The following is a 26,353-nucleotide window of genomic DNA, read 5'->3' as shown; positions in this document are numbered from 1 at the left end:
ATTTTCGCACCCTTCGGAGGACGAAATGACTGCATCTATTCAAGAAACCTTTTCCAGCAACATCTTCGAGACCCGTGAGTCCGAGGTCCGTAGCTACAGCCGTGGCTGGCCCGCCATCTTCACGAGCGCAAAAGGCGCATGGTTGACCGATCGTGACGGCAAGCAGTACCTCGATTTCTTTGCCGGCGCCGGCGCGCTCAACTACGGACACAACAACCCGGTCCTCAAGGCCGCTCTGTTGGACTACATCGAGAGCGACGGGATCACCCACGGCCTCGACATGTCGACGGTTGCCAAAGGCGAGTTCCTGCAGACTTTTCAGGACAAGATCCTCGAGCCCCGTGGACTCGACTACAAGGTCCAGTTCCCCGGCCCGACCGGCACCAACGCGGTCGAGAGTGCACTCAAGCTCGCGAGGAAGGTGACCGGCCGGACCTCGATCATCAACTTCACCAACGCATTTCACGGAATGACCCTGGGCGCCCTCTCGGTGACCGGCAACTCGATGAAACGTGCAGGCGCCGGTATCCCGCTGGTGCACGCCACCCCGATGCCGTTCGACAATTACTTCGACGGCGTCATGGAGGACTTCAGCTGGTTCGAGCGAGTGCTCGACGACTCCGGCAGCGGACTGAACCGGCCGGCCGCGGTCATCGTCGAGACGGTCCAGGGTGAAGGCGGCGTGAACATCGCGCGGCCGGAATGGCTTCAGGCCCTTGCCGAACTGTGCAAGCGTCGCGAAATCCTGCTGATCGTCGACGACGTGCAGATGGGTTGCGGACGCACCGGTCCGTTCTTCTCGTTCGAGATCGCCGGCATCACGCCGGACATCGTCACACTGTCGAAGTCGATCGGTGGCTACGGGATGCCGATGGCCCTGACGCTGTTCAAGCCCGAGCTGGACGTGTGGGCGCCGGGCGAGCACAACGGCACCTTCCGCGGAAACAATCCCGCTTTCGTGACCGCCAAGAAGGCCATCGAAGAGTACTGGTCTGACGACACCTTCGAGAAAGCGGTCATCGCCAAGGGTGAGCGCATCCGTGACTTCTTCATCTCGCTGTGCAGCGCCCACCAGGGCATCAGCACCCGTGGCCGCGGCATGGTCCAGGGTCTGGTGTTCGAGGACGCCGACGCGGCCGCCAAGGTGTGCGCCCTGGCGTACGACCGTGGTCTGCTGGCCGAGACGTCCGGTCCGTCCGACGAGGTCGTGAAGCTGCTGCCTCCGCTGACCATCACCAACGAGGAACTCGATCAGGGTCTGGCCATTCTCGGACAGGCCACCGCAGAGGTCCTCAACTCCTGATCCGCCCGAAATCTGAGCTGTCGAAAGGATTTCATACATGATCGTGCGCACCACCAAAGAAATCACCGGTACCGACCGTGACATCGAAGCGGAGAACGGCAATTGGCGTTCCAAGCGCATCGTGCTCGGCGGTGACAAGGTCGGATTCTCGTTTCACGAGACCACCATCAAGGCCGGGTCGGTCAACGAGTTCCATTACGCCAACCACGTCGAGGCGGTGTGGATCGTCGAAGGCGAAGGCACACTGACCGACCGGGAGACCGGCGAGGTCTATCCCCTCGGACCGGGCTCGATGTACCTGCTCAACGGTCACGAACGGCATACCGTCAAAGCCGACACCCAGATGGTCATGTTGTGTGTGTTCAACCCACCTGTGGTCGGCAATGAGACGCACGACGAGAACGGGGTCTATCCCCTCGTGACCGTCGGCACCTGACGGGGTTCGGCCCACCGCGCGCGCAGTTCGCGGACGGGCCTTCGCCGGGTAGCGCTGTCCTGGCGTTTACACGAAGACGCCAGGTTCGCCCGACCCTGAACCGCCGCCGCGCACACCTATAACGCGGCCGGACCCACAAAGGCTCGGCACCCCTGATCAGGGTGCCGAGCCTTTTCTCGTCGCCAACCCCGATGTTGGGTCGTTTTGGCGGCGCCCACCTGCGGTTTTCCTCGCCAAAAGGGCACACTATCGGAGTCCCGGTACTCTGGATGGAGTGCGTACCCGCCCCATTCAGTGGGCACCAGCCCAGCCGACAACGCCTGACCCGGACCTGCCCGACCGCATCGACCGGCTCGGCGAACTGCTGTCCGGTGCACGTACCCTTGCGCTGACCGGCGCCGGCGTCTCCACGGATTCGGGCATCCCCGACTACCGCAGCCCGGGCACACCCGCCCGGACCCCCATGACGATCGACATGTTTCTCAGCACCCCTGAGTTCCGTCGCCACTACTGGGCTCGCAACCACCTCGGGTGGCGGCACATGGACTCCGCGCTACCCAACCCGGGCCATCGCGCCCTCGCAGCTCTCGAACACAGGGGCGCGATCAGCGGCGTGATCACTCAGAACGTGGACATGCTGCACCTCAAAGCGGGTAACCGCGCCGTCCTCGAACTCCACGGCTCGTATGGACGGGTGAGATGCCTCAGCTGTGACCACAAGATCTCCCGCCATCGCCTCGCCGATCTACTCGAGCCGGCGAACGCCGACTTCGTCAGCCGGATCCGAGGTCGCGGTGCGATCGAGGTCGCGCCCGATGCCGACGTCGTCGTCGCGGACACCACTGATTTCAGCATGGTCGACTGCCAGATGTGCGGCGGAATCCTCAAACCCGACATCGTCTACTTCGGCGAAAGCGTGCCGAAGGCTGTTGTCACGCAAGGATTCTCCATGGTCGATGAAGCAGATGCCCTACTCGTTCTCGGGTCGTCTCTGACGGTCATGAGCGGACTGCGGTTCGTCCGGCACGCCAGGCGCACCGGCAAACCGGTGTTCATCGTCAACCGCGGTCACACCCGCGGGGATGAACTGGCCACGATGAAGATCGATGGTCCCTGCTCGCAGGTACTGCAGTCGCTGGTCAGCTGAGCTACAGCGCGACCAGGTCGTCGGCGTGCACGACGGGGCGGCGCAGATCAGCCGGGAGCGCACCGCTCGACTTACCGAGCATTTCGCTGACCTCCGACGCGTCGTAGGCGACCACTCCCCGCGCTCGGACCTGACCGGTCTGGTCGGCGAGGTCCACGACGTCTCCGCCGAAGAACCTACCGGCGACCGCGACGATCCCCGCCGACAGCAGTGAGCGCCGGGCCGTCGACACCGCGCGCACCGCGCCGTCGTCGAGCACGAGGCGGCCGGTGGCCTCCGCGGCATGACGAACCCAGAACTTGCGTGCCGAAAGTCGTTGCGCGCGAGGTGCGAATGCAGTGCCGACCGATGCATCTGTCAACGCGGCCACAGCATCGGAAGCCGCGGCCAACAGGACGGGTAAACCGGCGTCGGCGGCCAGACGTGCGGCAGACAGCTTGGACGCCATCCCTCCGGTGCCCAGCGCACCGCCTGTACCGGCGATGACCCCGTCGAGGTCTTCGGGGCCGTCGACCTCTGGGATCAAGGTCGCTCCGCCCTTGCGCGGGTCGCCGTCGTACAGTCCATCCACATCCGAGAGCAGGACAAGTGCGTCGGCTCCCGCCAGGTGAGCCACCAGAGCCGCGAGTCGATCGTTGTCGCCGAACCGGATCTCGTTGGTGGCCACCGTGTCGTTCTCGTTCACGATTGCGACCGCGCCGAGCGAGCGAAGCCTGTCGAGGGTCCGCTGTGCGTTGGCGTGGTGGGCGCGCAATGACACGTCATGCGCGGTCAGCAACACCTGTCCGACCGTCCTGCCGTAGCGGGCGAAAGACGTGTTCCACGCGTGCGCCAATGCCAGCTGGCCGACACTTGCCGCCGCCTGCTTGGTCGCCAGATCCTGCGGCCGCGACTTCAGCCCCAACGGCGCTATACCGGCCCCGATCGCACCGGACGACACCACGATGACGTCCGAACCCGCGCACATCCGAGCTTCGATCGCGTCGGCCAGCGCGTCGAGCCGCCCGGTGTCCAAACCCGTCGTCAACTCTGTCAGAGCAGACGAACCGATCTTGACCACAACACTGCGTGCACCCGAAATTCGTTGTCGAGTAACGCTATCCACGATCGTCGGGTTCCTCGAGTTCGGGGTCCAGGCCACGGCGCAGGCGACGGGCGATCTTTCGGTCGGTGGCGCCGATACGTTCGGGACGATCGAGCCTGATATCGGATCCGCGCCCGCTCATCGGGAAGTCCTCGGCGACCGGGGTCATGGGTTCCCATTCGAAGGTCACCTCTCCGATGGTCACCGAACAGCCGGCCTCGGCGCCGAGTTTGATCAGCTCGGCCTCAACGCCCAGGCGATTGAGCCGGTCGGCGAGATATCCGACGGCCTCGTCATTGCCGAACTGGGTCTGCTTGATCCAGCGTTCCGGCCGAACGCCGCGCACGATGAACCCGCCTGGTTCCGCCGGGTCCGAGATGATCGAGAAGCCGTTGTCGTCGGTCGCGATGGGCCGGATCACCGGGCGTCGTGCAATCGGCTTGGGGTGATCGATGCGGTACTGGCGCACCAGATCTGCGAGGGCGTAGGTGAGTTCCTTCAGGCCTTTGTGGGTGACCGCCGAGATGGCGAAGACCGGCCAGCCGCGCTCGGAGAGTTCCGCGGTGACCATCTCGGCCAGTTCCGCGGCGTCCGGCACGTCGATCTTGTTCAGGATGACCACGCGAGGCCGAGTAGCCAGATCGCCCAGCCCGGTGTCGGACTGCAGTGCAGGCTGGTAGGCCGCGAGTTCGGCTTCGAGTACGTCGATGTCGGTGATCGGGTCACGGCCGGGCTCGAGCGTGGCGCAATCGACCACGTGCGCCAAGACGGCGCATCGCTCCAGGTGCCGCAGAAAGTCCAGGCCCAGGCCGCGGCCGGTGGACGCCCCCGGGATCAGTCCGGGTACGTCGGCGATGGTGAACACATCCGAACCACTGTTGACCACACCGAGGTTGGGTCGCAGGGTGGTGAACGGGTAGTCCGCGATCTTCGGCTTGGCCGCCGACAGCACGGACACGAGCGAGGACTTGCCCGCCGAAGGGAATCCGACCAGCCCGACGTCGGCGACGGACTTGAGTTCGAGGACGAGTTCGCGGATCTCGCCTTCTTCGCCGTTGAGAGCGAAGCCGGGCGCCTTGCGTGCCCGCGAGGCGAGCGACGCGTTGCCGAGCCCGCCGCGCCCACCTGACGCGGCCGCGAAGGTGGTGCCCTCACCGACCAGGTCGGCGAGGAGGCGGCCGTCGGCGTCGAGCACCATCGTGCCGTCGGGAACGGGAAGAATCAGCGGTTCACCGTTGGCGCCATCGCGGTTGGCGCCTGCACCCGGCCGTCCATTTCCGGCTTTGGCGTGGGGATGGAAATGGAAGTCGAGCAGCGTGTGGACCTGCGGGTCGACGACGAGCGTGACGTCGCCGCCGTTACCGCCATTGCCGCCATCGGGTCCGCCGAGCGGCTTGAACTTCTCACGGTGCACTGACGAGCAGCCATGTCCCCCGTTGCCCGCGGTCGCGTGAATCGTCACGCGGTCAACAAATCTCGACATTTTTTCACCTTGAGAGAGTTCGGAGAATTCCAAAGGGGCGGACCGGATCGATTGACCCTGCCCGCCCCTTGGGAGCTATGAAAAGCTGGCTACGCGGGTTCAGGCCTGCGCAGGTTCCGGCACGATGTTCACGGTCTTGCGGCCGCGCTTCGCACCGAACTCGACAGCACCTGCAGCGAGAGCGAACAGGGTGTCGTCGCCGCCACGCCCGACGTTCACGCCCGGGTGGAAGTGAGTGCCGCGCTGACGCACCAAGATCTCGCCTGCGCTGACCTGCTGGCCACCGAAGCGCTTCACACCAAGTCGCTGGGCATTCGAATCGCGCCCGTTGCGCGAGCTGGATGCACCCTTCTTATGTGCCATGACAGTTCTCCTGAAAAGTGTGTGGGCTGTTTACTTGATACCGGTGACCTTGAGAACCGTCAGCTTCTGACGATGCCCTTGGCGCTTGTGGTAGCCGGTCTTGTTCTTGAACTTGTGGATCTTGATCTTCGGTCCCTTGACATGCTCGACGACCTCGGTGGTCACCGAGATCTTCGCCAGCTTGTCGGCGTCTGTCGTCAGGTCCGCGCCATCGACGACAAGCGTCACGGGCAGCGCGACGGTGTCGCCCAGCTTGCTGTCAATCTTCTCGACCTTCACCAGATCGCCTTCAGCGACCTTGTACTGCTTACCGCCGGTCTTGACGATTGCGTACGTTGCCATCGGAGAGCTACCTCTTACTGTCTGTCGTGGTTCGTTCGGGCTCTTGCCCGTTGCCGATCCGGCCGGGCGCCGCAGGACACAGCGCTATCCGTCCGCCGAATGGCGACTGATCCAGGTTACGGGAGTATGGCCGACCGGGTCAAACCAGCGTCCCTCGCCGTGTCGCCGCTCACTCCTCCACCGGCGGGCCCGCCGGCCTACCGGCCGCCCGACGACGCGGTTTACGTCGCACGGCAACCGCCGGTTCGTCGGATGGTGTCGTCGACCCCGAGGTCGTGATGGGCCCCGACGTCGTCACCGGCGGTGTCGTCACCGGTTCCGCGATCATGACCTCGGTGACCACCCCCGCGTCCGGCGAAGTCACTGCCGGCGCCGCCGCCTTGCGACGGACGGCACGGCGTCGCTTCGGCGGTGCTGCCTCGGCGGTGGGTTCGGGCTCCGGCGCGACGGGCTGGCTGGGCAGAACCGGCTCATCGGCGGCGGACGGCTCTGCCTCGGGGGCATCCACCGGCACGGGTGCCACAGTCTCTTCGGCCGAAGCAGCCGGGAACGTGGTGTCCTCGGTCTCGGCAGCCGACGACGCGCTGTCGGACGCGGCGGTCACTTTCGCGTTTCGTCCCGCCCCGCGCCTCGACCTGGACCTCGAAGAACCGTTGGTCCTCGGCTCGACCTCCGGCGCAGACTTCTCGTCCGGGGTCTCGGCGGCTTCCGACGAGGCCAGGTTCGACGCCGAGTCGGTGACCTCGAGATCTTTCAGCTCTTCGCCGGTGACCTCGTTTGTCTGCGCTTCCGTGACAACGCCGTCGGCATCGGTCGTATGGCTCGCCATCGCGCGGAACATCGGGTGCTCCGCCGGGCTGTGGGCGGCCGGCTTGGTCTCCGCGGCGGCAGGCTGTTCGGGCTTGCCACCACGCCGATTACGCCTGGCGCGCTTGGCATTGTCTCCGCCTCCGCTGCCACCGCGACCCGAGTCGTCGCCGCCACCGGAGATCTCGACCGGGTTCGCATGAATGACGATGCCCCGGCCGTTACAACACGTACAGGTGGTGGAGAAGGCCTCGAGCAACCCGGTTCCGAGCCGTTTACGAGTCATCTGGACCAGCCCGAGCGAAGTCACCTCGGACACCTGATGGCGGGTGCGATCACGGCCGAGGGCCTCGGTGAGCCTGCGGAGCACCAGATCACGGTTCGATTCGAGCACCATGTCGATGAAGTCGACGATGATCATGCCGCCGATGTCGCGCAGCCGCATCTGCCGCACGATCTCTTCGGCGGCCTCGAGGTTGTTCCGGGTGACCGTCTCTTCCAGATTGCCGCCGGAGCCCGTGAACTTGCCGGTGTTGACGTCGACGACGGTCATCGCCTCGGTGTGCTCGATGATCAGGGTTCCGCCAGAGGGCAACCAGACCTTGCGATCGAGCGCCTTGGCGAGCTGTTCGTCGATGCGATGTACATCGAACACGTCGGGGGCGTCAGCGTGGGCCTTGTCGAAGCGCTCGGTGCGATCTAGCAGGTCAGGCGCAACGCTGCGAACGTAGTTCTCGACCTGGTTCCAGGCGCCGTTTCCCTCGACGACGAGCTTCTTGAAGTCCTCGTTGAACAGGTCGCGGACCACCTTCACCAGGAGATCCGGCTCTTCATACAGGGTCTGCGGAGCCGCCGCTTTGGATTTGCCGGCCGCGGGGTTGGCAGCGTTGATGGTTTCCCACTGCTGCTGCAGACGTTCGATGTCGCGGGTCAGCTCGTCAGCGGCCACCCCCTCGGAGGCGGTACGGATGATCACACCGGCGTCGTCGGGAACGATCTTGCCGAGGATTCCCTTGAGCCGCTTGCGTTCGGTATCGGGCAGCTTGCGACTGATGCCGGTGGATCCGCCACCGGGGACGTACACGAGATAGCGGCCCGCCAGCGAGATCTGCGTGGTCAGCCGCGCACCCTTGTGTCCCACCGGGTCCTTGCTCACCTGCACCAGAACCGGGTCTCCGGGGCGCAGAGCTTGCTCGATCTTGCGTGAGCCGCCGTCGAGTCCGGCCGCATCCCAGTTGACCTCACCGGCGTAGAGCACGCCGTTGCGTCCCCTGCCGATGTCGACGAACGCGGCTTCCATACCCGGCAGCACATTCTGTACCCGGCCGAGATAGATGTTGCCGACCATCGATGACGAGTTCGACGTCGTCACGAAATGTTCGACCAACACGCCGTCCTCGAGAACGGCGACCTGGGTGTAGTCACGAGTGGCCTGCGGCGCAGCGTCACCGGCACTGTCACCGTGGGCGTCGTGGGTCACCGTCGCTGCGACACCGGAGCGCTCACGGACGACCATCACACGGTCGACAGCTTCGCGCCGTGCCAAGAACTCCGATTCACTCAGGATCGGCGGTCGCCTGCGGCCCGCATCACGGCCATCGCGACGGCGCTGTCGTTTGGCCTCGAGCCGGGTGGATCCTGAGATGCCCTGGACCTCGTCGCGTCCTCGTGCCTTGTTGCGCGGTTCCCGCTCGTGTACGACCGTGTTCGGCGGATCGTCCGAAGGTCCGGAGTCCTCACCATCGCCGCCCTTGCGACGACGGCGGCGCCTGCGCCGCCGATTGGCGGAACCGCCATCCGCGGAGTCGTCCTGTTCATCCGACTCCGACGAGTCACCGTCGGTATCGGAGTCGGATTCCTTCGACTCTCCGGTGTCCGGCTTGCTCGTGGGCTCTGAGGTCGTTGCCTCGTCTCCACCTTGCTCGCCCTGATCGCCTTCGCCCTCGGTTCTGGGCTTCTTCGGCCGGCTCCGCTTGCGTTTGCTGCTCTTGATGTCAGGTTTGTCCGACTGTTCGGCGTCGTCCGAGGCGGGCTTCTCGTCGGGAGAGTCTGCTGAATCGGGCTCGTCGTCCGAGGTGGGCACGTCGGCAGCGGTGTTCTCGCCCGAGGTGTCCTGATCGTCCGTGGCGTTCTGTTCATCGGTGCCGCCCTGGTCACCCCGACCGCGGCCACGGCCGCGACGTCCACGACGCCGCTTACGGGACGCAGTGTCGCCGTCGTCATCGTCCGTGTCGTCGGTGTCGTCCTGGCCTGCGTTGTCCTCGGTGTCGGCCGATTGATCCGCCGACAGGAACAGCGGCGAACTGCCGCCCGCGGGTGCCGCCGGAGCAGAGCTGGTGCGTGGCAGTTCTTCTTCGATCGCCGAGAAAAGGTGTGGGGTGGAGGCAGGAACCGAGACGTCCTCCGTGGTTTCCGGCTCCACCGGAGCCGGCGCGGGCTCGTCCACAACCGGGGCAGCAGGCGGCGCCGCTTCGGCGACCTCGTCGCCCTGCGCAGTGTCCCCAGCGCTCCCACCTGCGACGCTCTCGCCTGCAGCGTCGTCGACCGCAGGATCGTCGCCTGCAGCGATTTTGTCGCGCACCGCGATGGCGGTGCTCCTGACGATGCTCGATTGCGGGCTGCGTGCCACGATCCCGAGGTCGGCGAGATGCACCAGCACCTCACGACTGCTCAGACCAAGAATTCTGGCCAGCGCGTGCACGCGCATCTTGTGCGGAAACTCTTGCGCCGAATTCGTATTGACTTCGTCCGGCGACTGGTTGTCGGCCACGTATTCTCCTCGAGCCCCCGGGCGCGGATAAACGCGGCCACGCGAGGGCTGTGCTATTTACCCGGCCGGGGCCGGGATTGTAGGTCTCGCTTCGCCCGATTTCTGCGAGAACTTCTCGCATTAACCGGCGACGCCTGGCGTGATGACTTGACTACTGCCCGAGTGCCGCGATGTCCACACCACGACAGGTGAAAAGCCACCTGAGTGGGGACCGAGCACACGAACTGATCATCTGGTCGTCGGTGCCCCTTGTCCATTGAGCAGAGCAGCGGGCTCGACAACCATTGTCAGTATCCCACACAACCGTCCGGGCGCTGCCGAGTCCACCGACATCCCCGGATTCGGGCGCCTGCGTCGACCTGTCAGCCGAGGTCAGGGAACCAGAGTGAGATCTCGCGCTCAGCCGAGTCCGGCGAGTCCGAGCCGTGTACGAGATTGAATTGAGTACTCAGGGCGTAGTCGCCGCGAATGGTGCCCGGGACAGCTTTCTCCACCGGGTCGGTGCCACCGGCAATCTGACGGAATGCAGCCACTGCGCGTGGACCCTCGAGGACAGCCGCGACCAGGGGGCCGGACGTGATGAATTCAAGAAGGGATGGGTAGAAGGGCTTGCCCTCGTGCTCGGCGTAATGGCCGGCCGCTATGTCATCGCTGACGGTTTTGAGTTCGAGGGCGACAAGGGTCAGGCCCTTGCGCTCGATCCGCTCGATGATGTCGCCGACCAGTCCGCGCTCGACGCCGTCGGGCTTGATCAGTACCAGAGTCCGTTCAGTCACCCGGTAAGACTAACCCGACGGCACTTCGAGACGTGGACCCGACTGTGCGTGGAACCGAGCTAGGGGCGTCGAACCGAGCTAGGGGCGTCGAACCGAGCTAGGGCTGGCAGTACTTTCCTTCGACGGCGAAGAATCCGTAACTGAAGACGCCGCCGGAGGTGGGCGCGGGATCGATGACGACCTGGATGCACCCACCGGGTGACGCGAGAGCCTCGTCGACGACGATGTCGAAGCGGGCTGCGAGTGCGAGGTTCGCCGGCTTGTACTCGGCGGGTACCGGAATCGAGGCGACGAACTCCGGGAGGTTCATGTCTGCTGCGCGCTGGGTCAGCGCGTGCGTCGCGATGTAACCGAACTGACTGTCTCCCACCGGCATCGGCGAGCTCGCCTCAGCAGAAGCAGCCCCAGCTCCTGACGCAGTTCCCGCGATGACACAGGCGGCACCCGCGGCGGCGAGTGCGGCAGGAACGAACTTTGTGGAGCGTGACATATATATGTGTACCTTTCGAATGCTTCAGGGGTGGTGTGCCTGCGATCTTGTCAGCACCCCGCGCCAGACGAAACCCGATTTGCGACTTTTCAGGTCACGTTCCGGCAACATCGCCAGGCGAGTCCTCCCGACCGGCCCACACAGCCGGCCGGGTCAGTCGACGATGCGTTCCTGCCCGTTCAGCAATCCGCGTTCCATGCGCAGCCGGACATCGCGTTTGATGTAGGCGATGTAGAGCCACACGATCATGAAGACGATCCCGACGACGCCGATGGACCAGTGAACGATCCATCCAGCGATTGTGATGACTTGCAGCACAAGGTCATACGGCAGTGCCCAGGACCTACCCTGCAGCCCCGAACCCAGGATCATTGCCAACGTGAGCACCCCGAGGTAGATCCCTGAGATGACGGTGAGACCGCCGCCGACCCGCACGACGATGGGGAATGCCAGCAACACCACGATCGCTTCGAGGATCAGCGTCCCTGCCATCACCCCGCGCAGACCCCGCCACGGATCGACGGTGGGCGGCGTGAACCTGGCTGGCACCTCGGAGGATTCGTCGCTCATGCCGGGTCCTTTCCAAACAGCGTGCGTGCCGCACCCGCGGTGACGACCGAGCCGGTGATCACCACGCCCGTTCCGGACATCCCCTCGGAATCGTCGAGATTCTCCTCGGCGAGCTCGATTGCGGCCTCGACGGCGTCGGGCAGGAATCCGTGAACCTTCACCCTGTCCTCGCCGAAGATCGCAGTGGCCACCTCCGCCAAGACCTCGGGGTCCATCGCGCGCGGGGATCCGTTGTGTGTCAACACGATGACGTCGAACACTGGCTCGAACGCGGCCAGCAAGCCGGCGGCGTCTTTGTCTGCGAGCACGCTGACCACCCCGATCAGGCGCCGGAAATCGAACTCGTCCTCCAACGCCGAGGCCAACGCCGCCGCGCCGTGCGGGTTGTGAGCGGCGTCCAGGAAAACCGTTGGCGCCGAACGGACCCGCTCGAGTCGGCCCGGACTGGTCGCCGCGGCGAAGCCTGCGCGGACCAACTCCGAATCAAGCTGGCGATCGGCGCCGGCGCCGAAGAACGCCTCGACAGCTGCGAGAGCCAACGCTGCGTTGGATGCCTGATGTGCGCCGTGCAGCGGCAGGAAGATCTCGGGGTATTCGCCGCCGAGTCCCTGCAACGTCAGCAGCTGTCCTCCGACGGCCACCCGACGTTCGAGCACCGCGAACTCGGAACCCTCGCGTGCGACGAACGTGTCGGCTTCGACAGCGGCGCGCAAGAGCACATCGGCGACTTCTTTTTCCTGCACCGCGAGGATCGTCACAGGATCAGTCGGTACCAGCGAGTCCGGTGCCTTCTTGATGATCCCGGCCTTCTCCCCCGCGATCTCGGTGAGCGTGTCGCCGAGATAGTCGGCGTGATCGAGTGCGATCGGGGTGATCACCGCGACCGTGGCGTCGATGACGTTGGTGGCGTCCCAGCGCCCGCCCATACCCGTCTCGACGACGGCCACCTCGACCGGCGCCTCGGCAAACGCGGTGTACGCCATCGCCGTCAGTACCTCGAACTTACTCATCCGGGGTCCATCGGCGGCCAGAGAGCGATCGTCGATCATGTCGATGTACGGCTCGAGTTCGCGGTAGGTGTCCACGTAGGTCCGAGGCGTGATGGGCACCCCGTCGATGGAGATGCGTTCGGTCGCGAGTTGCAGATGGGGGCTCGTGATCCGGCCCGTCCGCCGGTGGAAGGCGGTGAGCAGGGAGTCGATCATCCTTGTCACCGACGTCTTGCCGTTGGTTCCTGCCACGTGGATCGCCGGATACCCACGTTGGGGGGAACCCAGCAGGTCCATCAGCGCCGAGATGCGCGCAAGGGACGGATCGATCTTGGTCTCGGGCCAACGGGTGTCGAGGGAGGCCTCGACCTCGCCCAACTCAGCGATATCATCGGCGGTCGGCTGCGTCGGCTCCGGCTGGGTCACGATTGGCCTTCCAGCGCCGCCAGCGCGGCAGTGATTCGGGCCACCTCGTCACGCGCCACCTGTTGACGTCCGCGAATCTTGTCGACCACGGCATCCGGCGCCTTGGAGAGGAACTGCTCGTTACCCAGTTTGGCCGTGGTCCCGGCGAGTTCCTTCTCGTTCGTGGCCAGATCCTTGGTCAGCCGCCGCCTCTCCGCCTCGACATCGATGGTCCCGGACGTGTCGATGCGCACGATCACCGTCGTGTCCCGCAACCGGACCTCGATCGTCGCGGTGGCCGAGAACTCCGCGTCGGCGGGGTCGAGCCGCGCCAACGAATCGAGGTAATCGCGCTGGGCGGTCAGACCCGCCTCGGCGAGCCCTTCCAGTTGGACGGCCACGCGCTGCGAGTCCTTGACACCTTGATCGCTACGGAACCGGCGGATCTCGGTGATCAGCCGCTGCGTGTCCTCCACCCGGTGCCGGGCGGTCAGGTCCACGCCCTCGCCCGATGCCACCGGCCAGTCGGCGATCACCACCGACTCGCCACCGGTGAGGGTCTTCCAGAGCACCTCGGTGACAAACGGCATGAATGGGTGCAGCATCCGCATCATGGAGTCGAGGACGTTTCCGAGCACGAGTTTCGTTGCCGCCGTACACGCTTCGTCACCTCGCGCGAATTGCACCTTGGCCAACTCGAGGTACCAGTCACAGAACTCATCCCAGGCGAAGTGGAACAGCGCCTCACACGCCTTGGAGAACTCATAGGCCTCGAAACCCGCGTCGACGTCGGCGCGGACCTGCTCCAGCCGATCGAGGATCCAGCGGTCGGTGTCCGTCAGCTGATCGCGCGGGGGCAACTCCCCCACGGCCGCACCGTTCATCAGCGCGAACTTGGTGGCGTTGAACAACTTGGTGGCAAAATTGCGCGACGACTGTGCGTGGCCCTCTCCCACGGACAGATCGCCGCCCGGATTCGCGCCACGGGCCAGGGTGAATCGGAGGGCGTCCGCGCCGTACCGGTTCACCCAATCCAGGGGGTCGATGCCGTTGCCCTTGGACTTCGACATCTTGCTGCCGTGCTCATCGCGCACCAGACCGTGCAAGAACACGTTCCGGAACGGCACGGGTGTGTCGGTGCCGGTCTGCTCGCCCAGCGACTTCCCCACGTATGTGCCGAACATCATCATCCTGGCGACCCAGAAGAAGATGATGTCGTAACCGGTGACCAGTACCGACGTCGGATAGAACTTCTTGAGATCGTCGCCGACCTCCGGCCAGCCCATCGTCGAGAACGGCCACAGTCCCGACGAGAACCAGGTGTCGAGGACGTCGTTGTCCTGCACGTAACCCGCAGGGGCCTGCTCTCCCGGACCCACGCAGACCATGTCGCCGTCCGGTCCGTACCAGACGGGGATCCGGTGGCCCCACCACAACTGACGCGAAATGCACCAGTCATGCATGTCGTCGACCCAGCCGAACCACCGTGGTTCGAGCGAGGCGGGATGGATCACGGTCTCACCCGAGCGCACCGCGTCACCCGACGCCTTCGCGAGTGTTTCCACGCGAACCCACCACTGCATGCTCAGGCGCGGCTCGATCGGTTCGCCGCTGCGCTCCGAGTGCCCCACGCTGTGCACATACGGTCGCACCTCTTTGACGATGCGGCCCTGCTCGGCGAGCACTTCCCGGATCTTCGCGCGGGCCTCGTAGCGATCGAGGCCGTCGAACTGGGTTCCGGTACCGGTGACGTGCGCGGTCTCGTCCATCATCGTCGGCATCGGCAGGTTGTGCCGGGACCCGAGGGCAAAGTCGTTGGGGTCGTGCGCCGGGGTGATCTTCACTGCGCCGGTACCGAACTCCGGGTCGACATAGTCGTCTGCGACCACCGGGATCCGGCGATCGACGAAAGGGTGGTCCAGCTCTGTGCCCACCAGGTGCCGGTAGCGCTCGTCGTCGGGGTGCACCGCGATCGCGGTGTCACCGAGCATCGTCTCGAGGCGGGTCGTCGCGACCACGATGTGCGGCAGCGCGTCGTCGAGAGAGCCGTACCGGAAGCTGACCAGCTCGCCTTCGACGTCGGAATACTTCACCTCGATGTCACTGATCGCGGTCTGCAGGACCGGCGACCAGTTGACCAGCCGCTCGGCCCGATAGATCAGACCGTCGTCGAACATCCGCTTGAACACGGTCTGCACCGCGCGAGAGAGCCCGTCGTCCATCGTGAAGCGTTCGCGAGACCAGTCCACACTGTCGCCGAGGCTGCGCATCTGCGCGCCGATGGTGCCGCCCGATTCGGCCTTCCACTTCCAGACGCGATCGATGAAGTCGTCGCGGCCGATGTCACCACGGTTGATGCCCTCGGTGGCCAGTTGCCGCTCCACGAGTGACTGGGTCGCGATCCCTGCGTGGTCCATGCCTGGCAGCCACAGGACCTCGAAGCCACGCATCCGGCGCTGCCTGCACATGGCGTCCATCAAGACGTGGTCGAGCGCATGCCCCATGTGCAACGAGCCCGTCACGTTGGGGGGCGGTAGCACGATCGAGAACGGCGGCTTGTCACTCGCCGCATCCGCCGTGAAGTACCCGGCATCTACCCAGGTCCGGTACAGCTCCGCCTCGTGTACCCCGGGGTCCCAGGTCTTGGGCAGGGTGGCGGAACTGGTTTCGGCGTGCGGGGACGATTCGGTCACCGGCCAATTCTAGGCAGTCGCCTCGGAGGCGACGAAGCCGCAGGTGGTGTGCGGCTCAGGGCACCCGGAGGCGATGCAGGTCTTCCGGCGCGTTGACGTTGGTCAACCAGGTGGAATCGGTCAGCGTGACGCGGTTGGTCCGCAACGCGTCGACCGCCGCGAGCATGCGGCGTTCACCGGAAGCGACGAGATCGGCAAGAGTCCCCGCCGCCCTGGTGCGGTAGACGCCCGCCAGCGGGTGCGCCCGCTGGGAGTCCACGGCGATCGCGGCGTCATCCGACTCCGAGAGTCCGCGAAGCAACTCATCCACCATCTCCGCGCTCACCAGGGGCATGTCGGTGGCGCACACGAACACCACCTCCCGTCCTGCAGCCGCTGCGGCGACCAGCCCCGTGACGAGGCCACCGAGGGGACCTGCTCCGGGCTTCTCGTCGGTGACCCAGTTGATCTGTCCGGTCCCCGACTGCCCCTCGCTCAGACCGCGGTAGGCCGGTGATCCTTCGCGAGCGACAACCAGCACCGGATCGCACCGTTCGGCGACGATCCGGGTGATGCGACCGAGCATCGATTCCCCGTTCCATTCCAGCGCCGCCTTGTCGCTACCCATTCGCTTCGACGCGCCGCCGGCCAAAACCACTGCGCCAATCTGTGCAACATCCATAGGACACAGTTAACGCGAGCGCGAGAGCGCTGTGGGCGAAAACGGATGCAGAGGGTGATGATGGATGCCATGAACGTCGAATCCGTACCCGAACCGAAGTCGCACGACGTCGACCAACATCCGCCCAAGGTCTGGGCGGCGGGGGTACCGGCGGTGGCTGTTGCGCTCGCGCGTTCGGTGAAACAGATGGGCACGACCCGCACGGCGCGCACCCTCACCGCGCTCAATCAGCGTGACGGCTTCGACTGCCCCGGTTGCGCATGGCCCGAGACCCCTGGCCACCGCAAGCACGCGGAGTTCTGCGAGAACGGTGCGAAGGCTGTCGCCGAGGAAGCGACCACGCGCACCGTCGGACCCGACTTCTTTGCTGCACACAGCGTTTCCGACCTTCGCGGAAAATCAGAGTACTGGCTGTCCCAGCAGGGCCGGATCACCCATCCGATGGTGCTCACCGAGGGTGACGACCACTACCGGCCGATCCGGTGGGACCAGGCATTCACCCTCATCGCCGACGAACTGACCGGGCTGGAGCACCCCGATCAGGCAGCGTTCTACACCTCCGGTCGGACGAGCAACGAGGCGGCGTTTCTCTACCAGCTCTTCGCACGATCCTTCGGTACGAACAACCTCCCCGACTGCTCGAACATGTGCCACGAGTCTTCGGGCAGCGCCCTGATCGAGAGCATCGGAATCGGTAAGGGGTCGGTGTCCGTACCTGATCTCGAGAACGCCGATCTGATCATCATCGCGGGACAGAATCCGGGCACCAATCATCCCCGGATGCTCTCGACGCTCGAGAAGGCGAAGGGACGGGGCGCCACCATCGTTGCGGTCAATCCCCTTCCCGAGGCCGGACTACTGCGCTTCAAGGATCCACAGAAGGTCGGCGGTGTCATCGGTAGAGGCACGTCGCTGGCCGACGAGTTCCTGCAGATCCGGATCGGTGGGGACATGGCCCTGTTCCGGGGTCTGGCAAAACTACTCGTGGATGCCGAAAAAGCAAGCCCCGGAACCATTTTCGATCACTCATTTCTCCAAGAGCACTGTCTCGGGGTCGAGGACTACCTGGCCGAGGTCGCCACCGTCGACCTCGCAGAGATCGCGGAAGCCACCGGTCTGACAGAAGCGCAACTGCGGGACACCGCCGACAAACTGATCAGCTCGCACCGCACGATCATCTGCTGGGCCATGGGTCTGACGCAGCAGGCGCACGGGGTCGCGACCATCGAAGAACTCACCAACGTGTTGCTGCTGCGCGGCATGATCGGCAAACCTGGTGCCGGAGTGTGTCCGGTCCGCGGTCACTCGAATGTTCAGGGCGACAGGACCATGGGGGTCTGGGAGAAGATGCCCGACTACTTCCTCGACGCCCTCGACCGCGAGTTCGGCATCGAGGTGCCGCGCAAGCACGGCTTCGACACCGTGGACACGATCCGTGCCATGGCCGCGGGTGACATCAAGGTGTTCATCGCGATGGGTGGAAATTTCGTCTCCGCCTCCCCTGACACCCACGCCACTGCCGCCGCCATGGGAACCTGCCGCCTCACGGTGCAGGTGAGCACGAAACTCAATGCCTCACACTTACGTCCGGGTTCAGTCGGTCTGATCCTTCCCACGCTGGGCCGCACCGATCGGGACATCTGCGAAGGCCGCAAGCAGGAGGTCACCGTCGAGGACTCGATGTCGGTGGTCCACCTGTCCAGAGGCTCGCTTCCGCCCTCGGGTGCCGAACTGCGGAGCGAGGTCGCCATCATCAGCGGGCTCGCAGAGGCCACACTCGGAACGGATCACGCGGTGCCCTGGGGGCGTTTCCCGGCCGACTACAACGTTATTCGCGACCACATCTCCCGGGTCATACCAGGATTCGAGGACTTCAACACCAAGGTGCGCCACCCCGACGGCTTTGTGTTGCCGCACCCGCCGCGGGACACGCGAACCTTTCCCACCAAGACCGGAAAAGCCAACTTCGCGACGAATCCGCTTCAGTGGCTGCGTGTTCCCTCCGGGCGCGTCATCCTGCAGACCATGCGCAGTCATGACCAGTACAACACCACGATCTACGGTCACGACGATCGGTATCGCGGGATCAAGGGCGATCGCAACATCGTGTTGCTCAATCCCGAGGACATCACCGCTCTCGGCCTGGCCGACGGACAGACCGTCGATCTGATCTCCGAGTTCGATGGGCCGGGGGGCCTGGAAGAGCGTCGGGTCCACGCGTTCCGGGTCGTCGCGTATCCGACCCCGCGCGGCAACGCTGCAGCGTACTACCCCGAAACCAACCCACTCGTTCCCCTTGAACACGTTGCGGCCAAATCGAATACACCCGTCTCCAAGGCGATCACCGTCCGCATCGAGGCCTCCTGATGGGCAGGGTCAGCAGTCGGACACGGGTACGCCGGATCCGGCCGGGGAGCACGGATTCCCGCGCCGACACCCTTGCCGTCGAGGAACCGCTCGAGATCAGAATCGCCGGCGAAGCCCTGGCTGTGACGATGCGCACCCCTGGGTCCGACATCGACCTCACCCACGGCTTCCTGCTGACCGAAGGCATCATCTCCGGCGCCGACGACATCAGCGTGATTCGTTACTGCGACGGCGTCGACGACCAGGGCCGCAACACCTACAACGTCCTCGACGTGGCGATGCGTGAGCAGCACGTGATTCCGGAGACCGCGTCCCGGAACTTCTACGCGACCTCGTCGTGCGGGGTCTGCGGCAAAGCCTCACTCGACGCGGTGCGACTCAAGTCTGATCATCGCCCGGCCGACGACCCGTGCACCGTCGAGGTGGGGACGCTCACCAGCCTGCCTGAGCAACTCCGTGACGCCCAGAAGACTTTTGACCTCACAGGTGGTGTCCACGGCGCCGCACTGTTCCGCACCGACGGAACCCTGCTCGTGGCACGCGAGGACGTGGGACGGCACAACGCCGTCGACAAAGTGATCGGCTGGGCGGTACAGCAGCGACTGCTACCACTGCGCGAGACCATCCTGATGGTGTCGAGTCGCGCATCGTTCGAACTGGCACAGAAGGCTGTGATGGCCGGCATTCCGATCCTGGCTGCCGTCTCTGCCCCATCATCGCTTGCCGTAGACCTCGGAAACGAGACGGATCTGACGATCATCGGTTTTCTGCGCGGCGAGTCGATGAACGTCTACTCGGGCGGTCACCGGGTCCGGGAATGAAAGAACGCCGGTGGGATCGCTCCCACCGGCGTCGTTTCGAGAATCAGCTCAGGCGCTCTTGTCGCGCCGTTCGTCGCGACGCGGCTTGCGAGGCACGATGGTCGGAAGGACGTTGTCGCGCACCGTTTCTCCGGTGACGACGACCTTCGCTACATCGTCGCGGCTCGGGATGTCATACATCACCGGCAGCAAGACCTCTTCCATGATCGCGCGAAGTCCACGAGCACCGGTGCCCCGGTGGATGGCCTGATCGGCGATGGCCTCGAGCGCATCTTCGGTGAACTCGAGCTCCACACCGTCCATGTCGAACAACCGCGCGTATTGCTTGACCAACGCGTTCTTCGGCTGCGACAGGATGTTGACAAGAGATTCTTTGTCCAGGTTTGTCACCGAAGCGATGACCGGCAGACGTCCGATGAACTCGGGAATCAGGCCGAACTTGATCAGATCCTCGGGCATGACCTCGGCGAAGTGATCCGCACTGTCGTCGTCATTCTTGGCCACCTCTGTTCCGAAACCGATGCCGCGCTTGCCGATTCGATCGGACACGATCTTGTCGAGCCCAGCGAAGGCACCGGCGACGATGAAGAGGACGTTGGTGGTGTCGATCTGGATGAACTCTTGGTGTGGATGCTTGCGTCCGCCCTGCGGGGGCACGGAAGCCTGCGTACCCTCGAGGATCTTGAGCAGGGCCTGCTGAACACCTTCGCCCGACACGTCGCGCGTGATCGACGGGTTCTCGCTCTTGCGGGCGATCTTGTCGACCTCGTCGATGTAGATGATGCCGGTCTCGGCGCGCTTGACGTCGTAGTCCGCGGCCTGGATCAGCTTCAGCAGGATGTTCTCGACGTCCTCACCGACGTATCCGGCCTCGGTCAGCGCTGTCGCGTCGGCGATGGCGAACGGAACGTTCAGCATCTTTGCAAGGGTCTGGGCGAGATACGTCTTGCCGCAGCCTGTCGGGCCGAGCATCAGGATGTTCGACTTCGCCAATTCCACCGGCTCCACCCCACGGGAATCCTTGCGATCGCCCGCCTGGATCCGCTTGTAGTGGTTGTATACCGCGACAGCGAGGGTCCGCTTGGCCGTGTCCTGCCCGATCACATAGTTCTCGAGGAAATCCCGGATCTCCATCGGCTTCGGGAGCTCATCGAGTTTGACGTCGCTGGTCTCGGCGAGCTCTTCCTCGATGATCTCGTTGCACAGGTCGATGCATTCATCGCAGATGTACACACCGGGACCAGCGATCAGCTTCTTCACCTGCTTCTGACTCTTTCCGCAGAAAGAACACTTCAGCAGATCGCCACCATCTCCGATACGTGCCATCTGTCGCTGTACCTACTTCCCTTACCCTGCTGCCCAGAAAATTCTAGAAAATTCGCGCGGTCCGCCCAGCTCACCCGGAGTTCGGTAACCACGACCGTACCCGTAGGTGACCCGAACTTCGACCGATAAAGCCAAATGTCGCGGGCCTCTTTCAAAGCTCACGACCCGCGGGCCGCCCTTTGCGCACCACGCAAAGGGCAACCCATCGATCTACTTCTTGCGTCCGGACTTCTTGCGGTACTCGAAGACCTCGTCGATGATCCCGTATTCCTTGGCCTGTTCGGCCGTCAAGATGTTGTCGCGGTCGGTGTCCTTGCGAATCTTGTCGGCCGGCTGGCCGGTGTGGCCGGCCAGGATGTCGTCGAGCTTCCGGCGGATACGTTCGATCTCGGCGGCCTGGATCTCGAGGTCGGAGACCTGACCCTGGTAGGCGCCGCCGGTGCGGGGCTGATGGATGAGGATGGTGGCGTTCGGCAGAGCCGCCCGCTTACCCGGGGTTCCACCGGCCAGCACGATCGCGGCGGCAGAGGCCGCCTCACCGAGGCAGACCGTGGCGATGTCGCAGTGCACGTACTGCATCGTGTCGTAGATGGCCAGCATCGCCGGCACACTGCCACCGGGTGAGTTCACGTACATGATGATGTCGCGGTCAGGATCCTGCGACTCGAGCACCAGGAGCTGCGCCATGATGTCGTTCGCGACGGTCTCGTCGATCGGGGTGCCCAGGAAGACGATTCGCTCTTCGAAGAGCTTGGCGTATGGGTTGTACTCACGTGCGCCGTTGGGCGTGTGCTCGATGAAGGACGGCAGGATGTAACGCGCTTGGGGCGAAAGGTTGTTCATGGTTCTCATTACTTTCCGATGAGGTTGCGACGGGCCGGAGACGAAGCGGAGCGGAGCTCGACCATGGAATTGATCAGGCGCGCGTGATCACGTGATCGACGAGGCCGTATTCCTTGGCCTGCTCGGCGGTGAACCACTTGTCGCGATCGGCGTCCAATTCGATCTGTTCCAGCGTCTGACCCGAGAACTCGGCGTTGAGCCGGTTCATCTCTTTCTTCGTCTGCGCGAACTGCTCTGCCTGGATGGCGATGTCGGCAGCGGTTCCGCCGATACCCGCCGACGGCTGGTGCATCATGATCCGCGCATGCGGAAGGGCGTGGCGCTTGCCCTTGGTGCCCGCTGCGAGCAGGAACTGGCCCATCGAGGCGGCCATGCCCATCGCATAGGTGGCGACGTCGCACGGTGCGAGCTGCATCGTGTCGAAGATCGCCATGCCGGCGGTCACCGAACCGCCGGGCGAGTTGATGTAGAGGTTGATGTCCTTGGTCGGATCCTCGGCCGAGAGCAGCAGGATCTGCGCGCACAAACGGTTGGCGATCTCGTCGTCCACCTGGGTGCCCAGGAAGATGATTCGCTCACGGAGCAAACGCTCGAACACCGAGTCGGTCAAATTCAGTCCGGCCACACCCGAACTCGCGGTTGCTCCGGAGAGCGCGGGGGTGTGGATCTTCGGCTCAGTCACGGTACCTACCTTCGACGTCCCGGAAATCGATCCGGGGTTTTCGTTCAACGGACTCACAGTCATTTGATTGCTCTCTCCGACACTAACGAATAGGGGCGACGCCGATGGCTCGGCGTCGCCCCTATTCGCTGACAGCAGAAATTGTGCTGGCGTTTTGCCTGCTAGGACTTGTCGTCTGCCGACTCGTCGGCATCGCCGGCGTCTTCGGCGGCCTCTGGACGCGGGTAGAACTCCGTCGTGTCGACGGTTTCGCCCGCGGTGTCCTTGACCGTCACGTCGGGGACGATCTGCGACAGCGCCTTGCTCCTGCGCACCTCGGCGTACACGGCGCCGACCTGGTTGGCCTGCTGCAGCTGCTGAGCGAACTCTGCCGGCTGCATACCGTAGCGCTGGGCCTGGAACATGATCTGCTGCATGAGCTCGTCCTGGCCGACCTCGGTCTCCTGCTGATCGGCGATCGCGTCGAGCAGCAGCTGGGTCCGCACGGACTTCTCGGCGACCTCGCGGGCATCGGCCTCGAACTTCTCGCGAGTCGTGCCCTGGGCCTCGAGCAGGCTCTCGAATGCCGCGTCGTCATGGCCGAGGCTGTGGACGACCTGGTGGATCTGGCTGTCGACCTCGGCGGTGACGATCGCCTCGGGCAAGGGCACCTCGACGGTCTCGAGCAGCTTGGCGACGAGACCTTCACTGATGGCGTTGGCCTGTTCCATCCGCTTCGACCGGGCAACGCGCTCGCTCAGGTCGGCCTTCAGCTCGTCGACAGTGTCGAACTCGCTTGCCAGCTGGGCGAACTCATCGTCTACCTCGGGCAGCTCACGCTCTTTGACAGAGAGAACCTTGACCGTGACGTCGGCCTGGTCACCGCTGTGGTCGCCGGCGACCAGCGTGCTGGTGAAGGTCTTTTCCTCGCCGGACTTCAGTCCGATCAGGGCCTCGTCCAGTCCGTCGATGAGTTCACCGGAACCGACCTCATGGGACAGTCCGCTGGTGGCGGCTTCCTCGACCTCTTTGCCGTCGATGGTGGCCGACAGGTCGATGGAGACGAAGTCGCCATCGGCCACCGGACGATCGACTCCGGTGAGGGTGCCGAAGCGGGCACGCAGCGCCTGCAGTTGCTCGTCGACGGCCTCGTCGGCGACGGCCAAGGGTTCGACCTCGATCTCGAGGGTCGAGTAGTCCGGCAGCTCGATGTCGGGACGGACGTCGACCTCGGCGGTGAAGGTGATGCTCTTGCCGTACTCGAGCTCGGCGAGGTCGATCTCGGGCTGACCGATCGCCTTGATGTCGGTCACGTCGACGGCCTCGCTGTATTTCGCGGGAAGCGCTTCGTTGACGACCTGCGCCAGCACTGCGTCGCGGCCGACACGGGCCTCGATGAGCTTGGCCGGGGCCTTGCCGGGGCGGAAACCGGGGATCCGGATGTCGCGGGCCAGCGTCTTGTACGTGCGGGCGAATTCCGGCTCCAGTTCCTCGAACGGAACCTCGACGTTGAGTTTGACCCGCGTCGGGCTGATCTGCTCGACGGTGCTCTTCACTTGACTCCCTTTATTGCTGCTTTATTGCTGTTCTCGTGAGTCGGGATGACAGGATTCGAACCTGCGACCCTCCGCTCCCAAAGCGGATGCGCTACCAAGCTGCGCCACATCCCGTGTAGGTCGTTCTGCCGCGACTCGCGGCGCCTGCAGAACCGAACGCAAATACTACGTGCCAGCTCGCTCCGCGCCTAAACCGGTGACACGCACCGGCTCGAACACCCCTGTTTCCAGCCGATTTCTGATCGGCGGGCACGAGGCGGTACAGTCCTTTTCGCAGCGACAGCAATGGCGATCCCAGTGATGTCGTATGCACGCGGGTGTAGCTCAATGGTAGAGCCCTAGTCTTCCAAACTAGCTACGCGGGTTCGATTCCCGTCACCCGCTCAATCCCCGAAAGCCCCGGTCAGAGCATTGCTCGCCGGGGCTTTCGTCGTTTTCACGCCCCAATGGCGGTACGAGAGCGTCGGCAACATAACTCGACTTGTTGACAGCGCGAGCGGGCCCATGTTTCATTTCGGTCACGTCGACGGGGAGGCCGACGGAATCTGGCGAACGCCGACGACGTGGCCCTGCCGACGCCGCCGCCGGATCCGTTCTACGCCGCGCCGGCAAACCTCGGCGACTACGCCAACGGCGCGATCGTCGCCGAGCGCAAGATGCCGAACCCGCCCGGATTGAGCGACCTCGACACCTGGCAGCTCAAGTTCCGCAGCACAGACATGTACGAGCGGCCCATCGCGGCGGTCACCACCCTGCTGCTGCCGAAAAGCCGTCGGGTCGATGCACCGGTGCTGAGTTTTCAGGACATCGCCAACGCGCTCGGCCTCGAGTGCGCCCCGTCGCGCACTCTGTTCACGCAGACGAACAGCCTCACCGCACGCCAGGTCCCCGCACTGGGCGGACTGCTCGCACAGGGCTGGGTAATCGCGGTCCCCGATCATCTCGGCCCCCGCAGTGCCTATGGCGCCGCCCAACTCGGCGGGCGCATCACCCTCGACGGGATCAAAGCGGCGCAAAACCTGCGCACCGCGAACATCTCGCGCAGCCCGGTGGGCCTCATCGGTTACTCCGGTGGCGGTATGGCGACCGCGTGGGCTGCCGCTCTGGCACCGACTTATGCGCCCGGCCTCGAACTTGCAGGCAGCGCCTACGGCGGCGCACCGATGAACCTCATCAAGATGGCCGAGGGACTCGGCTACGGCAAGCCGCACCCAGCGTTCGGGCTCGCGTACGCGGCCGCCGTCGGCCTGTCCCGCGAGTACCCGAACGAGATCGCGATGTGGGACAACCTCACCCCGCTCGGCCGATCGAAGTACCTGGTCTCGACGCCTACCCAGGCGTACCCAACTCACCGGTGTTCGAATGGCACAGCCCTACAGACGAACTCATCCCGGTCGATTCGATCGTCGCGACCAACAACCGCTATTGCCGGGCCGGGGTCCGCGTGACCAGCTTGTCGACACCCGCGCCCAACCACGTGGCCGCCTATCCCCTGGGCCTTCCTGGCGCTTTCCAGTGGCTCAGCGATCGATTCGCCGGCGCAGGGGCGCCGAGCACGTGCTGAGACATCGGTCACGTTTGTCCGTATGTCCAAACCCATTCGTCACATCAGCAACTCCAGTCACAGATGCGCATTTTCCGTTTGGCACCTGCGGTCCCTCATGCAACTATTGAATCCGCGCTTTCGGGGAGCGTACTGAAGAACGTCGCCAACGTTAGGGTTCAACATAGTGTCGACCAACAAGCTCGCCCGCGGCAGCTCCTTCGGGCGCACCGTCACCCGCCTTGTGGCCGCCGTTCTCGGCGTCATCGTCGTGACCCTGGCCATTCCGGCCACCGCGTCCGCTCAACCCGTACCCACCGTTCCCGGACTGCCCGGCGTACCACTGCCGACGATCCCTGGAGTCTTCACCCCGGCCCCGGCACCGCCCGTGGAGCCGTCGACCCCGGAACCGGCACCTGAGCCGCCGAAGCCGGTCGAGCCCGCACCTCCGGTTGCAACCACGACCGGCTGGGTCGCACTCGCCGACGACGCGACTCATCAGCTGACCGTCTGGCAGGACGGCAAGGTCGTGCGCACCATGCCCATCTCGATGGGCTCGAACGACCACCCGACCCCGAACGGCACGTACTACACCAAGGAGAAGTACCGCGACATGTACATGGATTCGTCCACGTACGGCGTCCCGGTCGACTCGCCCGAGGGGTACCGCACCTACGTCGAGTACGCGGTCCGCATGTCATGGGATGGCATCTTCGTGCATGGCGCACCGTGGTCGGTCGAGCAGCAGGGCAACACGAACGTCAGTCACGGCTGCATCAACCTCAGCCCGGAGAACGCGAAGTTCGTCTACGAGAACTTTCCCGAGGGCACTCCGATCGTGGTGCAGGGCACCATCGGCGGACAGTACGTTCCCGGAAGTTAGAGATTCACCCCAGCACAACGAGAAACGGCGCCGA

At 64.7% G+C, this 26,353-nt stretch carries 23 protein-coding genes and 2 tRNA genes; 9 read left to right on the top strand and 16 right to left on the bottom strand.

Features of this window, described 5'->3' with window-relative positions; genetic code table 11:
* The first annotated feature begins 25 nt into the window (after positions 1–25).
* The 3 genes from ectB to BFL43_RS05405 all read left to right on the top strand — a co-directional run bounded on the left by ectB (position 26) and on the right by BFL43_RS05405 (position 2,886).
* Entirely contained in the window at positions 26–1,303 is a 1,278-nt protein-coding gene (gene ectB, locus BFL43_RS05415; RefSeq protein ID WP_084891496.1) for a diaminobutyrate--2-oxoglutarate transaminase, read from the top strand.
* A 37-nt stretch (positions 1,304–1,340) separates the two neighbouring features.
* Positions 1,341–1,739, top strand: coding sequence for an ectoine synthase (locus tag BFL43_RS05410; protein ID WP_084891494.1), 399 nt, complete (start codon positions 1,341–1,343; stop codon positions 1,737–1,739).
* A gap of 274 nt (positions 1,740–2,013) precedes the next feature.
* Positions 2,014–2,886: a Sir2 family NAD-dependent protein deacetylase gene (locus BFL43_RS05405; protein WP_084891492.1), complete on the top strand. Its 873-nt coding sequence runs from the start codon at positions 2,014–2,016 to the stop codon at positions 2,884–2,886.
* A gap of 1 nt (position 2,887) precedes the next feature.
* Here the strand turns inward: BFL43_RS05405 and proB are convergent, their stop codons facing one another.
* From proB to BFL43_RS05350, 11 genes are all read right to left on the bottom strand, one after another.
* Positions 2,888–3,991 (bottom strand): glutamate 5-kinase, encoded by a 1,104-nt coding sequence (proB, locus tag BFL43_RS05400; protein ID WP_143695111.1) that lies wholly within the window; start codon positions 3,989–3,991, stop codon positions 2,888–2,890.
* Positions 3,984–5,453, bottom strand: coding sequence for a GTPase ObgE (obgE, locus tag BFL43_RS05395; protein ID WP_084891520.1), 1,470 nt, complete (start codon positions 5,451–5,453; stop codon positions 3,984–3,986). Before obgE ends, proB begins: the two co-directional genes overlap by 8 nt.
* 99 nt (positions 5,454–5,552) lie before the next feature.
* Positions 5,553–5,816 carry a 50S ribosomal protein L27 gene (gene rpmA, locus BFL43_RS05390; protein WP_084838633.1) on the bottom strand — a complete coding sequence of 88 codons (264 nt, stop codon included), beginning with the start codon at positions 5,814–5,816 and terminating at the stop codon, positions 5,553–5,555.
* Positions 5,817–5,846: 30 nt separating this feature from the next.
* Entirely contained in the window at positions 5,847–6,158 is a 312-nt protein-coding gene (gene rplU, locus BFL43_RS05385; protein WP_084838634.1) for a 50S ribosomal protein L21, read from the bottom strand.
* 169 nt (positions 6,159–6,327) lie between these two features.
* Positions 6,328–9,735 (bottom strand): Rne/Rng family ribonuclease, encoded by a 3,408-nt coding sequence (locus BFL43_RS05380; protein ID WP_084891491.1) that lies wholly within the window; start codon positions 9,733–9,735, stop codon positions 6,328–6,330.
* A gap of 362 nt (positions 9,736–10,097) precedes the next feature.
* Positions 10,098–10,511, bottom strand: a complete 414-nt coding sequence (ndk, locus tag BFL43_RS05375; RefSeq protein WP_084891489.1) for a nucleoside-diphosphate kinase — start codon at positions 10,509–10,511, stop codon at positions 10,098–10,100.
* 97 nt (positions 10,512–10,608) lie between these two features.
* On the bottom strand, positions 10,609–11,001 hold the full coding sequence (locus BFL43_RS05370; protein WP_084891486.1) for a hypothetical protein: 393 nt from the start codon (positions 10,999–11,001) through the stop codon (positions 10,609–10,611).
* A gap of 153 nt (positions 11,002–11,154) precedes the next feature.
* Entirely contained in the window at positions 11,155–11,571 is a 417-nt protein-coding gene (locus BFL43_RS05365) for a DUF4233 domain-containing protein (RefSeq protein ID WP_084891484.1), read from the bottom strand.
* A complete protein-coding gene (locus BFL43_RS05360; protein WP_143695110.1) occupies positions 11,568–12,986 on the bottom strand; it encodes a folylpolyglutamate synthase/dihydrofolate synthase family protein in 1,419 nt (472 codons plus the stop codon). The genes BFL43_RS05365 and BFL43_RS05360 overlap by 4 nt, the downstream gene beginning before the upstream one ends.
* Positions 12,983–15,658 carry a valine--tRNA ligase gene (locus BFL43_RS05355; RefSeq protein ID WP_084891480.1) on the bottom strand — a complete coding sequence of 892 codons (2,676 nt, stop codon included), beginning with the start codon at positions 15,656–15,658 and terminating at the stop codon, positions 12,983–12,985. The genes BFL43_RS05360 and BFL43_RS05355 overlap by 4 nt, the downstream gene beginning before the upstream one ends.
* 55 nt (positions 15,659–15,713) lie before the next feature.
* The gene (locus tag BFL43_RS05350; protein ID WP_084891478.1) at positions 15,714–16,319 is read right to left on the bottom strand and encodes a molybdenum cofactor guanylyltransferase; all 606 of its coding nucleotides are present in this window, start codon (positions 16,317–16,319) and stop codon (positions 15,714–15,716) included.
* Positions 16,320–16,388: 69 nt separating this feature from the next.
* Between BFL43_RS05350 and BFL43_RS05345 the strand changes: the two genes are divergently transcribed.
* Together BFL43_RS05345 and fdhD are read left to right on the top strand one after the other, a co-directional pair.
* Positions 16,389–18,686 (top strand): FdhF/YdeP family oxidoreductase, encoded by a 2,298-nt coding sequence (locus tag BFL43_RS05345; RefSeq protein WP_084891519.1) that lies wholly within the window; start codon positions 16,389–16,391, stop codon positions 18,684–18,686.
* A complete protein-coding gene (gene fdhD, locus BFL43_RS05340) occupies positions 18,686–19,507 on the top strand; it encodes a formate dehydrogenase accessory sulfurtransferase FdhD (RefSeq protein WP_084891476.1) in 822 nt (273 codons plus the stop codon). Before BFL43_RS05345 ends, fdhD begins: the two co-directional genes overlap by 1 nt.
* 48 nt (positions 19,508–19,555) lie before the next feature.
* On the opposite strand, the gene clpX is transcribed toward fdhD, so the two are convergent.
* From clpX to BFL43_RS05315, 5 genes are all read right to left on the bottom strand, one after another.
* Positions 19,556–20,833 (bottom strand): ATP-dependent Clp protease ATP-binding subunit ClpX, encoded by a 1,278-nt coding sequence (clpX, locus tag BFL43_RS05335; protein WP_084891474.1) that lies wholly within the window; start codon positions 20,831–20,833, stop codon positions 19,556–19,558.
* Positions 20,834–21,043: 210 nt separating this feature from the next.
* Complete coding sequence (locus BFL43_RS05330) at positions 21,044–21,676, bottom strand: ATP-dependent Clp protease proteolytic subunit (RefSeq protein WP_094647676.1); 633 nt, start codon at positions 21,674–21,676, stop codon at positions 21,044–21,046.
* 73 nt (positions 21,677–21,749) lie between these two features.
* Positions 21,750–22,358 carry an ATP-dependent Clp protease proteolytic subunit gene (locus BFL43_RS05325; protein ID WP_084891517.1) on the bottom strand — a complete coding sequence of 203 codons (609 nt, stop codon included), beginning with the start codon at positions 22,356–22,358 and terminating at the stop codon, positions 21,750–21,752.
* A gap of 161 nt (positions 22,359–22,519) precedes the next feature.
* Entirely contained in the window at positions 22,520–23,893 is a 1,374-nt protein-coding gene (tig, locus tag BFL43_RS05320; protein ID WP_084891472.1) for a trigger factor, read from the bottom strand.
* 40 nt (positions 23,894–23,933) lie between these two features.
* Positions 23,934–24,007: transfer RNA gene (locus BFL43_RS05315), tRNA-Pro, on the bottom strand.
* 199 nt (positions 24,008–24,206) lie between these two features.
* Between BFL43_RS05315 and BFL43_RS05310 the strand changes: the two genes are divergently transcribed.
* The 4 genes from BFL43_RS05310 (at position 24,207) to BFL43_RS05300 (ending at position 26,319) form a co-directional block, all read left to right on the top strand.
* Positions 24,207–24,277, top strand: a tRNA-Gly gene (locus BFL43_RS05310).
* 179 nt (positions 24,278–24,456) lie between these two features.
* On the top strand, positions 24,457–25,341 hold the full coding sequence (locus BFL43_RS05305; protein WP_240498077.1) for a lipase family protein: 885 nt from the start codon (positions 24,457–24,459) through the stop codon (positions 25,339–25,341).
* The gene (locus tag BFL43_RS29360; RefSeq protein WP_240498076.1) at positions 25,248–25,457 is read left to right on the top strand and encodes a lipase family protein; all 210 of its coding nucleotides are present in this window, start codon (positions 25,248–25,250) and stop codon (positions 25,455–25,457) included. Before BFL43_RS05305 ends, BFL43_RS29360 begins: the two co-directional genes overlap by 94 nt.
* 166 nt (positions 25,458–25,623) lie before the next feature.
* Positions 25,624–26,319 carry a L,D-transpeptidase gene (locus tag BFL43_RS05300; protein ID WP_084891470.1) on the top strand — a complete coding sequence of 232 codons (696 nt, stop codon included), beginning with the start codon at positions 25,624–25,626 and terminating at the stop codon, positions 26,317–26,319.
* Positions 26,320–26,353: the final 34 nt, after the last annotated feature.

It is taken from the genome of Williamsia sp. 1135, from assembly GCF_002095395.1.
Lineage (GTDB): Bacteria > Actinomycetota > Actinomycetes > Mycobacteriales > Mycobacteriaceae > Williamsia.
Note: the sequence above shows the minus strand (reverse complement) of the source record. Positions and strands in the feature narration are given on the sequence as shown.